Here is a 12,685-nt window from a genome sequence, read left to right on the forward strand (position 1 = left end):
GCAATCTCACCAAAACCATCCAGAAGTCGATATTAGGGGAATATGATTGTTGCACAAAACAGCATTTTTCTACGGCATTACTGCGATACAAAATGTATTCTGACCCGATTTTTTCACTGCTTGTCACTGCACAGCACCACCAGCTGCTTGATGGGTTTAAAAAAATAAGCGGAAATTCCAAGCAGTGAAGGCTATTACGCCCAGTCAATTACTAAAGCTGTTGAAAGCTTGCGGGGATGTACCGCGCCAGTAAATTCCTTTATAAAAAATGGCAAACCCAATCGCCATTGCATTGTCTTCTCAGGGTTTGAGATTGAATACGAAACAGGCAGTTAGTACGGGGGCCCGCAAACCGACGTAGTGATTGTTGATATCCGCCTTACCAATGATAGGGCCAAAGACGAGCGGCGGGCAGCTCTTTGGCAAGTCAATGCTACTAAAGCTGGGGATTGGCGGACCAAAGAACAGCCTGAATCGGTATTGGCCCCCAGCTCTAAAATTCCTGGCAATTCGGATAAGCCAATAAAAGTAGGAATCAATGGACACTGCGATAAGCTGGAGCGCGCGGCCAATATGCTGCCAATACATATCGCTCGAGGAAATAATTCTACTCTAACCGAACTTAAAGACACTGGTTATCATTTGTTCTACGTACCTCAAAGTGGTTCCAATATCAAAGCGGGCTGGAGCTTCATACGTGACCTAGGACGTTCAATTTCCCCCAATAATTTAGAAGCAGCCCGGATACTTGCCCATCATATGAAAGAAGCTCACGAACAAGGCCTCTATGTAGAATGGACAAGTCATCGCGGTGGCTCTAAATTTCTGACTCACGCTATGAAGCTACTTGCACAACGTCAAGTCAAACTTGGAGGGAGACAAAAGATCTTTTTGAGTGATCATACTTCTAGCCATTTTGATGCAGATATTGCACGTCGCGCAGTAGAGATGAATACTAGTGATGCCAAGTGGCACAATGCTACGCCTGGCGCTGCTCAATTAATAGCCGGAAAAGCATTTGGAAGTGCAGAATTAAAATGCTCAATAAATGAACTAATCCACCATACACCAAGCGATCAACGAATAGAAAAAATTATCGATATAATTGCGAAAGGAAAAAAATCATATAAAAAAGCTGCATCAACTGGAAGTATTGCTATTACATTAGCATCGACATATGGACTAAGCGTTGCATTTGCCTCTGCCTTGGTTAAAGCCTTGGGATCAACAATTTTAGCAAGTGTGCCAAGTTTAAACGAGGGTTACCACAAGAGCTCGACTGAACCACTTAAACAGCTAATTAAAAAAGTCAGTTCTTGAAGAATAGGACAAACTTGTGTTGATTGGAACAGAAAAAAAACCCAAAGGCCCTAAAATTAAAACGGGCAGAATTATTGAAAAAAATTTATCGGAGACAAAATTACTTTTTGTCGCTCCAAAGACCAAAGATCCATTCTCCAGCTTAAAAAATTGGGAAAAAGAATCTGACTTCCTGGATATCTACGATTCTAATTTATTCCAAATATTAGAAACTTGTGACAAGACAGGGGAAAAACGCACATTTGCGTCTCACCATGTAGCTCGAGCCTATTCCAATATATGGGAATTCCGCGGCCTCCCTATATTACAAGGCTACTGCGGTCATATAATTTTCCTCATAGATATTGTCAAAGTGGAAGGTTTGCCAATCAATGAGAGCCTTTTCGATAATCGAGTACTGGCAAAGGAGGCATATCGTACGTTTGAATTTGTCAAACTAAATGATTTACATAGAGGACACTCCGATGATCCTTTAGATTTTACTCCTTACCGATGGCCCACTTATTTGGGGCCAATAAACAGTCAATGGCTGGCCAAAAACAAACGAGACTGGCTCTATTTTGAAGATCAGCCTCTAATTAGCGATAGTGAGACAGTCACATGGCACACTGCCATCGATGACAACTACTATTTGAGCTGTAGTTTTGTCATATCTCGCTCGGCAAGAAATGCAGGCAATGCCTACCGCATCGAACAACGCGTACCAAGAGATAACTTCCTAGCACTAATGCACAAAATTATGGACTCCCTGACTCTGGATCTGAACCCGAAGGCCGCGGCACGCCGCGCCCAGGTCCAGGCCCAGCCGGGCGCCAGTGATAAACCCATATTGACCTGTACACCTGAGCAGGTGGAAGAGGCCAAGCATGTGCTCTATATGTGGAGCGGACGCGGATATGAGGAACCGGGTAAAAGCAGGGACGACGACCACCGCGCAAACCCCGAGGATGTAGCGGCCTTTATTGAAGAGCGAATCAAACCCCGTCCGCTGCCAAACAGCTATCCCCCAGGCGAGCTGTTAAAGCTGGAACAACAGCCGACCTAGAGATTAGTAAGCATCCACTAATTAACCTCCTGTCAGCAAAGAAGCTTCGAGGCCAGATGAGAAACTCAGATGATGGGATGAATATTTAGAAATCGTCAGATACAGGGAGTTATCCGGTGGGTTATGGAAAAACTCGTGTGTTTTCGTAATGTTCACCCCATTGTCCGAGTGCCTCGAAACCAACTGCAGCACTCATGTGCATTAATCAGGGCCCACTTACGCTCGATATGGTAGAAGTACATCGGCCGGTGAAAATTTTCGTCTCGCATACCGTCAGCACAAACAACATCCGTATCCATACAAGCAAAGACAAGCAGTTAAAAATTTTTTTCTTTCCTTATATTTCAGCAGTGTCAACTAGTTCTCGATAACCTGACTTCCAGGTGCGATAAAGCGCCCACTACTGCCCTTCCATCGTGGTATAAGGGACGATTGATTTTTCCACAACTCATCCCGGCTAACGCCGAATCTTTTAGCTAGCAATCCTGCGGGGTAAGCATGATCAAAACCGGAAAATTCGCCGCGGCGCTGCTTTGCAGCGCCATTCTTACGGCCTGTAGTCAGGAGTCCAGTAACCAGCCAGTCACCGAGTCGTCTGCCGCGGCGGTGGCCATTAGCCGTGCCGATGCGCCGGGATTATCCGAGGCCTACGCCAAGCTTCGCAAGCAGCAAATTGCCGCGGTGGACTATGAGCTGTCAGTCACCCTCGACAAGAACGGCAAGCAGTTTTCCGGGCTAGTCGTCGCCAATACCAAGTTTAACGGTGCGCTGAAGCAACCGCTGACGATCGATTTTGCCGGTGGCAGTGTGGAATCCGTGAGCGTGGATGGTGCAGAGGTACCATTTAAATACAATGGCCACTTCATCACCATTCAGCCTGAGCACCTGCAAGGCGGCGAGCACGCCATTGCGGTGAACTATCAACACCCCTATTCCACTGATGGCTCCGGCCTGCACCGCTTCGAAGATCCGGAAGACGGCAACGTCTATATGTACACCGACTTCGAACCCTACGATGCCAACCGACTCTTTCCCCACTTCGACCAGCCGAACCTGAAGGCCCACTACACGCTGAATGTGACCGCGCCGCAGGATTGGATCGTCGTCAGCTCCGTGCGCGAGAACAAAATCGAGAAGGACGGCGCGGTGAACCACTGGCACTTCCCGCAGTCAGCCAAATTCTCCTCCTATATTTTCTCCCTGCACGCCGGCCCCTTCCATGTGTGGGAAGATGACGCCGATGGCATCCCCCTGCGCCTGATGGCCCGCAAGACACTGGCGCAATATGTGAAGCCGGAAGACTGGTTCACCTTTACCAAGCAGTCCTTCGCCTTCTTCCAGCCTTATTTTGAAATTGACTATCCGTTCAAAAAGTACGACCAAGTGATCGTGCCGGACTTTAATGCCGGCGCCATGGAAAATGTGGCCGCGGTTACCTTTAACGAGACATATGTCTCCCGGGGTAAAAAAACTCAGGCCCAGCGCATGCGCCTGGCCAACGTGATCGCCCACGAAATGGCCCATATGTGGTTCGGCGATCTGGTAACCATGAACTGGTGGGACGATCTCTGGCTGAACGAGAGTTTCGCCACTTATATGGCCAACCTCTCCCTGGCGGAGAACAGTGAATTCGACAACGCCTGGGAAAACTTTTATCTGGGTACCAAGCAATGGGCCTACCATTCCGACCAGCTGCCCACCACTCACGCCATCCAGCTGCCGGTAAAAAATACCGATGAAGCCTTCGCCAACTTCGATGGCATCACCTACGGTAAGGGCGGCTCCATTCTCAAGCAGCTGCCCTACTATCTGGGTAAGGAAGAGTTCCGCAAAGGGGTAAGTAATTATCTGAAGGACTTGTCCTACCAAAACTCCACCCTGAGTGATTTTATGGGGCACCTGGGCAAAGCTGCCGGCAAGAACCTGGACCAGTGGCAACAGCAGTGGCTCTACCAGGCGGGTCTTAACACCATTCAAGCCAGTTTCCAGTGTGAGAACAACAAGGTCACCAGCCTGACTCTGACCCAGTCTGCGCCGGAAGAATATCCGACACTACGCGAGCAACGCACACAGATCGGTTTCTACAATATGAAAAACGGCAGCATGGTGCTGAACAAGGCAATCCCGGTGCTGTATAAGGGTGAGAAAACCCAAGTGACCGACGCCGTCGGCCTACCCTGCCCGCAGATTGTTTACCCCAACGAGGGGGATTGGGCCTTCGCCAAGGTCAATCTGGACCCGGTATCCGTTGAGAATATGTCCAAGCACATCAACGATATCGAGAAGCCCTTTACCCGTCTGATGCTGTGGCAAAGCCTTTACGACAGTGTCTACGATGCCAAACTGCCACTGGATGAGTACATCAGCTTTGCACTTTCCAACGCTGGCAGCGAGCGCGATATCAATGTAGTGCGCTTGGTTTCCAGCCATTTGGGCCGCGCCTACAGCTACCTGAATCAAGTCGCTATCGACAACGCCAAACGGGATGAACTGCAGCTGGCGATCGAAAATTTTGCCTGGACGCAACTCCAGCAGGCGGCCCCCGGCAGCGACGCGCAGAAGACTTGGTTCTCCACCTTCACCGCAGTGGCACACACCGATGCGGCCCTGGCCCATGCCAAGCAATTGCTGCAGGGAGAAATGACCATCGAAGGTCTGCCCCTGGACCCGGATATGCGCTGGAGCCTGATTACACTGCAGAACCAGTACCTGTACGGCGATTACGAGCAAGCAATAACCCGGGAACTGGCCAAAGATAACTCCGACCGCTCCCAGCTCAACGCCATCGCTGCAGAAGCCGTGCGGCCTCAGGCAGAGAGCAAAACCAAGTGGCTGGAGAACATCCTGCAACACCGCGATAACTTCAAGCTGAGCCAGCTGAAATACGCGGCCTATTCCCTGTTCCCCTCCGAGCAGAGCGAATTCTTCGAAGCCAATGTGGAGCGTATCGTCGCCGCCTTGGACGAAGTGAACCGCAGCGACGCCCCGGAATTCGTCGGCACCTACGCAAGACTCTTCCCACTGAATTGCAGCGAGAAAGGGGTGCAGCAACTGAGTGAGATTTTGCACAGCGGCAAGCAACTGAATCCGCTGTTGGAAAAAGCACTGAAGAACCGCCGCTATGAGAATCAGCGCTGCCTGAATATGGCTGCGATGCTGAGCAACGGCCACGAAGGCTAAACCAGCCCAGTCACCACCCCAGCGCCACCGGGGTGGTCACACCATACTCCCAAGGCCCCGCGGGGCCTTTTTTTTATCCACCTGCATCTAATCTCTATCCCCACGTCGTCAATTTGGAGATTCACCGCTGAATTCGCTCTGTCTAGCTACCGGACCATGAGCAATTCCCGGGCTTCGTGATTTTATAAATCTCAATAGGCGCCAGTGGACCGCCCTGGCGAGAGTCGCATTCCACAAAGCATAGAAAGATGAAGAAAAAATATTTTAAAGCCACCGCCCCCATCCTGGTGCTGGCATTGGGGTATGGAGTGGTACAACTGATGAGTGCCGCCAAGCCGGCACCGGAAAAGAAAGCGGAGAACCCTCGCCCGATATCGCTGGTCTACAACGAAGCGCGGGAAGAGGCCGTACGCCTAACAGTAGCCACCCAGGGGGAGGTGCGACCACACACTGAGATCGATCTTACACCACAGGTATCCGGGCGTATTATCGCTATCTCTGAAAACTTCGCCGAAGGCGCCGGGTTTACTCCCGGCGAAACTCTGGTCCAATTGGACGACGCCGATTACCGCCTGGCCCTGGCCCGCGCCGAGGCTGGCGTTGCCGCCGCCGAAGTGGTGCTGTTGCAGGCGCGGGCAACCGCTGCCATTAAACGCCAGCAGTGGGAGACGGCCAACCCCGGGCGCGAACCCACACCACTACAAGTTAATCAGCCCCAGGTAGCTGAGGCAGAGGCCCAGCTGCGCTCCGCCAAAGCAGAACTCGCGGACGCGCAGCTGAACCTGGCGCGCACACAAATCAAACTCCCTTTCCGCGGTCGCGTTATTCGCAGAGATATAGGCGTGGGCCAGTATGTCACCGCCGGTACAGTCCTGGGCCGGGTTTTTGCCACCGACCGCGTCGAGGTGCGCTTGCCCCTCACCGATGCTCAACTGCAAGAGTTGGATCTGCCTATGGGCTTTGTAGCCACAGAGAGAAACCCCGGCCCACCGGTGACTCTGTCGGCCCAGGTGGGGCGGGATGCGCACCAGTGGCAGGGGCGCATAGTGCGCACCCAGGCCGCTGTGGATCAGCAAACCCGACTGATCTACGCCGTGGCCGAGGTTGCCGATCCTTATGGAGCTGGCGCCAGCAACGGTGTACCCCTGGCGGTGGGGCTCTTTGTTTCCGCCGAGGCGCAGGGTGTACGTGAGCGCCCCGCCCTGGTGCTACCGAGAGAAGCGCTGCGCAGCGCCGACAAGGTTTATGTAGTGGACGAAAGCAATCGCCTGAATATCCGCACCGTGGAAGTGCTGTCCACCTCTAAAGACCGAGTGGTGATCGCCTCCGGACTGACAGACGGTGAGCGGGTAGTGACCTCAGCCATTGCCAATGCTGTGGACGGTATGGAAGTTCAACCCATTGCCCAATTGGCCCGGAAATAGCGGAGCGCACCGATGAACAGACTAATCGAATGGTGGGCCCGCAACAGCGTTGCCGCCAACCTCGCCATGGTGGGGATTTTTGTGGCCGGCCTCTTTGGCTTTGCTGCCATGGAGCGGGAAATGGACCCCCAGGTGCGCTTTCCCGGTCTGCAAATAGTGGTTTCCTGGCCCGGCGCCGCCCCCCAGGAAGTGGAAGAACAGATAGTCTCCCGTATCGAGGAGGCAGTCAGCGATCTGGACAATATCGAATGGGTCCGCTCCATGTCGGCGGAAGGGGTCGGCGAGGTGTATATCCTCGCAGAGCAGAGCGTCGATTTTTCCCGCTTTATGAACGACGTGAAGATCCGTGTGGACAGTATTTCCTCTCTGCCGCGGGATATAGAACCCCCTCGGGTGCAACAGTGGGTCAACCGCAACGAATTTATCCGCGTGGCGGTACACGGCGATTTGGGGGAGCGCAAACTTAAACGCCTGGCGGAACAACTGCGGCGTGAAGCCGCGAGTCTGCCGGCCATTTCTGTGGTGGAACTCTTCGGCATCCGCCCGGAAGAGGTATCCATTGAAGTCAGCGAATCGGCTATGCGCCGCTACGGCCTCAGTTTTCAAGACGTGGCCGACGCCATTCGAGCCAATTCCCTCAATCAATCCGCCGGCACAGTGCGCACAGAAGTGGGCAGTTATCAACTCAAAGTACGCAACCAGGCGGACACCGAGCAGGAATTTGCGGACATTATCGTGCGTCAAACTGCGGACGGCGGCACCATCCGCGTGGGCGATGTGGCCACCGTAGTCGATGGCTTCGAGGACAACGAGATACTCGCTACTCTCAACGGCGAACCAGCGGTACTGATTCAGGTGATGACCACCGAAACCATGGACATCGTCACAGCCTCGGAGTCGATCCGCAATTGGATTGCCGAGCGCCGCAAGACGCTGCCCGCCGGTGCCAATCTCACCCTCTGGACCGACAACGCCGAAGACTTCAAAGGACGCCTAAATACCATCGGCAACTCCGCAGTGCAGGGTCTGATTCTGGTACTGCTGGTACTGCTGTTCACGCTGCGCCCCAAGGTGGCTTTCTGGGTGGCGATGGGCATCGCCACTGCATATGCCGGCGCCTTTGTACTGCTACCCAGTGTGGGCGTATCCCTGAATATGCTCTCCACCTTCGCCTTCCTGCTGGTACTGGGTATTGTGGTGGACGACGCCATCGTCGTCGGCGAGAGTATTCACACCGAGTCCCATAAGAGCGGTGGCGGACTCAGTGCCGCGGTCCTGGGCACGCAGCTGGTGGCCAAGCCGGTGATTTTCGCTGTGGTCACCACTATTTTCGCCTTCCTGCCATGGCTGTTCCTCTCCGGCTCCACCAGCGAGTTCACCCGCCATATCACCTGGGTGGTGATACTGGCCCTGCTGTTCTCACTGATTGAATCCCTGTTGATACTGCCGGCACACCTCAGCAACCTGAAACCACGGAAAAAACTGGGGCGCTTTGGACGCATGCAAAAACGCATCGCCGACGGCATCGTGTATTTTGCGCAGCACCACTACCGCCGCATCGGCAGTTGGGCAGTGGAGCGCCGCTATCTGACACTGAGCATTTTTATCGCGGTATTGATGATTGGTTTCGGCATGTTCAGTAGTGGCTGGGTGAAAAAGAGCTTTATGCCGGAAATCGAATCCGACGAGATCATTGTCAATGTGGTTATGCCCGAAGGCGCCCCCTACAGCCGCGCCCTGGAAGTACTGGCACAGTTACAGGATGCGGAAAAAGCACTTGAAGAAGAGGTAAACCAACGCACCGGCGGTGAAGGCGCGCTGATCGAAAACTGGTATACCCGTTCGCGCCGCGATAGCGTTTTGGCCATCGTCAAACTGGCCCCGCCAGAAGTGCGCGATATGTCCGCCAAAGAAGCCGCGGTTCGCCTGCGCGAATTGATGGGCGATGTGCCGGACGCCAAAGAAGTTTCCGTGCGCTATACACGCGGAGACGACAGCCCCGGCTTCGAACTATCCATCCGTCACCCCGACTTGAACCTATTGCGGGCGGCCACCGCCGACCTGGAAGCACAGCTACGCACATACGAGAGCCTCTATGATGTGCGCAATAACCTGGAGGGTGCCTCAGAAGAAATCCAAATTACCCTCAAACCCGGCGCCGCCAAACTGGGATTGACGCTCGCGGAAGTAAACCGCCAAGTGCGCCAAGCCTATTTCGGCGAAGAAGTACAGCGGCTGCCAAGGGCCGGCCAGGATGTAAAAGTCATGGTGCGCTACCCCCTCGCCTCGCGCCGTTCCATTGAAAGCCTCAAAGACTTCCGCGTGCGCACCAGTGACGGCCGTGAAGTGCCCCTGCTGGCGGTGGCCGAACTGGAATACGCGCCGGGTATCAAACGCATCCAGCGCTGGAATGGCAACCGCGCGGCGCGGGTCATGGCGGACCTGAAAGCCGATGTGCGCGGCGACATCATGAAGGATCTGGACGAGAACTTTTTCCCTCAATGGGAAAAACGCTACCCAGGTATTATCCGCGGTGCCGTGGGACAGGCGGAAGGCGAACAGCGTTTTATCCGCGAAGTGATCGGGCTCTACACTATGGCCTTTTTCGCCATGTACAGCCTGTTGGCAGTCGCCTTCCGCAGCTACTTCCAACCGATACTTATCCTAATCGCCATCCCCTTTGCAATTGTCGGCGCTATCTTCGGCCACAGCCTATTGAACATGACCATGGCGATTTTCAGCTACTTCGGTATCGCCGCAGCAGCCGGAGTAGTGGTGAACGACAACCTGGTATTAATGGATTGCTGCAATCGACTGCGGGATAAAGGCATGCAACCACTGCAAGCCATTGTGGAAGCCGGCGTGGCGCGCTTCCGCCCAATTCTGCTCACAACCACCACCACCATTATCGGGCTTATACCAATGATGTTGGAGCGCAGTATCCAGGCGGCCTTCCTGCAACCCATCGTAGTGGCCCTGGCATTTGGCGTCTTCATGGCCTTCTTTGTGACACTGCTGTTAGTACCCGCACTCTACGCCATCGGCGTGGATATTGTCTCGCTCACTGGTCGCACCCGCGGCCACCTGTTGGGATTACTGCGTGGAAGAATGCCGCCAAGCAGGGCAACAGCAGACTAGTCACGCTTTGTAGCAAGGCCCTTCGGGGCCTTTTTTTGTGCCTCACTATTCAGTGGCCGGCACACCATTTGCAAATAACCATACTTTACGCTCGGCTTCGCCGGGAAACCGCATTAAGCGCAGGAGCAACTCATCACACGCTCCAGGTCGTGATATAACACAAACTAGAAAACACCACGGGCACTGACATATTGCCTCGCCGGCAGTCGGAGAATGCTATGAAGACAAAAAAACAATTCACCAGCGCCTTATTTTGCACATTACTGATCGCCAGCTGTGGCGAAAAGGTGACAACTGCTCCACAGACCTCTGAGCACAACCGCGCACCCGCTGCAGAAGCAAAACCGGACCCTCGTGTTGCCCGCCGCGCGGCACCAGGTCTGACCGCCGCGCAGGCAGCCCTGCGCAGAGCGCAAATCGCCAATGTGGACTACCGAATTTCGGTAACCCTGGACGATAAATCCAACCACTTCTCCGGCCGTGTGATCGCCGAAACCGAAATCGCCCGTCCACTGCAACAACCTCTTACCGTGGACTTCACCGGTGGTGAGGTGCAGTCAGTCAGCATCAACGGCCAGACAATTCCCGTTCAATACAACGGCTATTTCATCACCATAGACGCGGACAAGTTAAAGCCGGGGTCCAATAGTATCGCCATCGAGTACACACATCCCTATTCCACCGATGGCTCCGGTCTGCACCGTTTTAAAGACCCACAGGACGGCGCCGTTTACCTGTACACCCATTTCGAACCCTACAAAGCCAACCGCTTTGCGCCGCTGTTCGATCAACCGGACCTGAAGGCCAGCTACACCGTGGATGTTAAAGCTCCGGCGGACTGGCGGGTAGTAACCGCCACACGCGAAGAAAAAGTTGAGACGCTGGCAGATGGGCGCAGGCACTGGCACTTCCCGGCCAGCAAGAAATTCTCCACTTATATCTTTCCTCTGCGCGCAGGTCCCTTTGTGGCCTGAGGTGAAAAAAATCAGTCCCAGCGCATGTGCCTGGTCAATGCCAAACAATTGCTGGAGTGGGAAATGACCATCGACGACCTATCCCGTGACCCGAATATGCGCTGGAGCCTGATCGCACTACAGAACCAGCATCTGTACGGCGATTACAAGCAAGCGATAACCCGGAAACTAGCGAAAGACAATTCCGACCATTCCCAACTCAGCGTCATCGCCCCGGAATTTATCGACATCTACGCAAGGTTTTTCCCGCTCAACCGCAGCGAGAAAGGCGTGCAGTAGCTAAGCGAAATTCTCAACAGTGGCAAACAACTGAATCCGCTGTTGGAAAAGGCGCTTAAGAACCGTCGCTACGAAAACAATCGCTGACCGAATATGGCGGCACTGCTGAACGGCAATCGCAAAGTCTGAAACACGGCGCCCCCGGCGCTGCGCGGGTTAAACAGTGCCAGGATAGGAGTGCGGGTCCCGATCCCTGGCTCCTCATGCTTTCACGGCCCGCTTACCCTTCTGAGCGGGCCTTTTTATGGAAAACTGTGGCTACATACAACAAAGCTTTACAAAGTACACGAGCCAGCTGGCTTTAAAGCCACAGAGAAATGAGAGTGGTTTTATTCTATCCAAAGACGGCAGTCCAAAGTTATTTGTTTTACAGAAAAACTTGAAATCCCGCTGCTACTGTCAGACTGCGTGCTTTATGCAGATTACTTCTGTCACTGCCTAACTGCAGAAACCAAGCACTACTGTCATCACTAAGGCCCAGCAGCCACTGACCATCGCGCGCTTCATATCCGACGTAAGGGTTGCCGGGCAATCCATCCCACCGTAACCCCGGACGCAGCCAAAATTCACCGAATAGGTAGTCCACATCCACCAGCCAACAGAACCCTTCCCGGGTCTCAGTAAAGAATGCCCTGGCATAAACGGGCATCTTTTGCCGGTAATTTTCTTCTCCGCGGACGCCGGAAAACGCCGGCTCCAGCTCTACCTTTGCAGGTTTTCCCCGATCTACTGTATTGATTGATCCAAGTGTATAAGGCGCATCCTTCCAGTCGACTCGACCATAGAGATCCTGAAGCTGCAGCTTCAACTCCCTGACTTCAGATTTCCAGCTCAAAGTCAGGTCTAGGGTGGCTCCGGTTCCACTGGGCTGCTCAAATCTGTGTTCCAGCAAGCGGTCTTCAGTATAGCGGTAATTCAAATCAGCAGTTCCCGAAAGCAGGCCACTGCCTGGCTGCAGTTCGCCCCGCAGAGAGCCGTCCTGAAAATCCAGTGGCCGTAATAGGGTAACGGCAGGTTCTATTAATAAGCCGTTTTCCCAGGCCCACCGATAAGCGAACTTTACGCCATCCGCATACAAATGCCATACATCCAGTTTAACCCGCACTGCGCCACCGGGTAGCGGCAGGTCGTTTTCTTCTCTGTAATACAAGTCTGCCGTAGCATCGTTAAAGTGCAGTTGATAGTCATAACGCTGCACATAGGCCAGCGACCAGACTTGGTCCCGGTAGGAGAGTTCAAAGCGATTTCTGCTCCAGGCGAGCTCACCGGAGTACAGTCTTCCATTCCAGTCGTGAAGAATACTGTCGACAGACATGGCTTCACTG

Annotated in this window: 8 protein-coding genes; 7 read left to right on the forward strand and 1 reads right to left on the reverse strand. The window is 53.6% G+C overall.

The genetic code is table 11. The features are described 5' to 3' along the window. Window positions 1-360: 360 nt before the first annotated feature. The 7 genes from A3224_RS17015 (at window position 361) to A3224_RS14260 (ending at window position 11,360) form a co-directional block, all read left to right on the forward strand. Window positions 361-1,320, forward strand: coding sequence for a hypothetical protein (locus tag A3224_RS17015; protein WP_156481503.1), 960 nt, complete (start codon window positions 361-363; stop codon window positions 1,318-1,320). 16 nt (window positions 1,321-1,336) lie between these two features. Continuing rightward, window positions 1,337-2,365: a hypothetical protein gene (locus tag A3224_RS14235; protein ID WP_067156031.1), complete on the forward strand. Its 1,029-nt coding sequence runs from the start codon at window positions 1,337-1,339 to the stop codon at window positions 2,363-2,365. Between the two features lie 498 nt (window positions 2,366-2,863). Continuing rightward, a complete protein-coding gene (gene pepN / locus A3224_RS14240; protein WP_067156034.1) occupies window positions 2,864-5,545 on the forward strand; it encodes an aminopeptidase N in 2,682 nt (893 codons plus the stop codon). Between the two features lie 248 nt (window positions 5,546-5,793). Further along, entirely contained in the window at window positions 5,794-6,969 is a 1,176-nt protein-coding gene (locus tag A3224_RS14245) for an efflux RND transporter periplasmic adaptor subunit (RefSeq protein WP_067156037.1), read from the forward strand. Between the two features lie 12 nt (window positions 6,970-6,981). Further along, window positions 6,982-10,107 carry an efflux RND transporter permease subunit gene (locus A3224_RS14250; RefSeq protein ID WP_067156041.1) on the forward strand — a complete coding sequence of 1,042 codons (3,126 nt, stop codon included), beginning with the start codon at window positions 6,982-6,984 and terminating at the stop codon, window positions 10,105-10,107. 218 nt (window positions 10,108-10,325) lie between these two features. Further along, window positions 10,326-11,081, forward strand: a complete 756-nt coding sequence (locus A3224_RS14255) for a gluzincin family metallopeptidase (protein WP_067156045.1) — start codon at window positions 10,326-10,328, stop codon at window positions 11,079-11,081. A 24-nt stretch (window positions 11,082-11,105) separates the two neighbouring features. Continuing rightward, the gene (locus tag A3224_RS14260; protein ID WP_067156049.1) at window positions 11,106-11,360 is read left to right on the forward strand and encodes a hypothetical protein; all 255 of its coding nucleotides are present in this window, start codon (window positions 11,106-11,108) and stop codon (window positions 11,358-11,360) included. A gap of 367 nt (window positions 11,361-11,727) precedes the next feature. On the opposite strand, the gene A3224_RS14265 is transcribed toward A3224_RS14260, so the two are convergent. Further along, the gene (locus A3224_RS14265; RefSeq protein ID WP_067156052.1) at window positions 11,728-12,675 is read right to left on the reverse strand and encodes a hypothetical protein; all 948 of its coding nucleotides are present in this window, start codon (window positions 12,673-12,675) and stop codon (window positions 11,728-11,730) included. Between the last annotated feature and the right edge of the window lie 10 nt (window positions 12,676-12,685).

The sequence above is a fragment of the Microbulbifer thermotolerans genome (assembly GCF_001617625.1).
GTDB classification, from domain to species: Bacteria; Pseudomonadota; Gammaproteobacteria; order Pseudomonadales; family Cellvibrionaceae; genus Microbulbifer; species Microbulbifer thermotolerans.

Coding starts and splice junctions, on each gene's coding strand:
- pepN (WP_067156034.1), top strand. CDS start 2,864: ATGATCAAAACCGGAAAATTCGCCGCGGCGCTGCTTTGCAGCGCCATT.
- A3224_RS14245 (WP_067156037.1), top strand. CDS start 5,794: ATGAAGAAAAAATATTTTAAAGCCACCGCCCCCATCCTGGTGCTGGCA.
- A3224_RS14250 (WP_067156041.1), top strand. CDS start 6,982: ATGAACAGACTAATCGAATGGTGGGCCCGCAACAGCGTTGCCGCCAAC.
- A3224_RS14255 (WP_067156045.1), top strand. CDS start 10,326: ATGAAGACAAAAAAACAATTCACCAGCGCCTTATTTTGCACATTACTG.
- A3224_RS14260 (WP_067156049.1), top strand. CDS start 11,106: ATGTGCCTGGTCAATGCCAAACAATTGCTGGAGTGGGAAATGACCATC.
- A3224_RS14265 (WP_067156052.1), bottom strand. CDS start 12,675: ATGTCTGTCGACAGTATTCTTCACGACTGGAATGGAAGACTGTACTCC.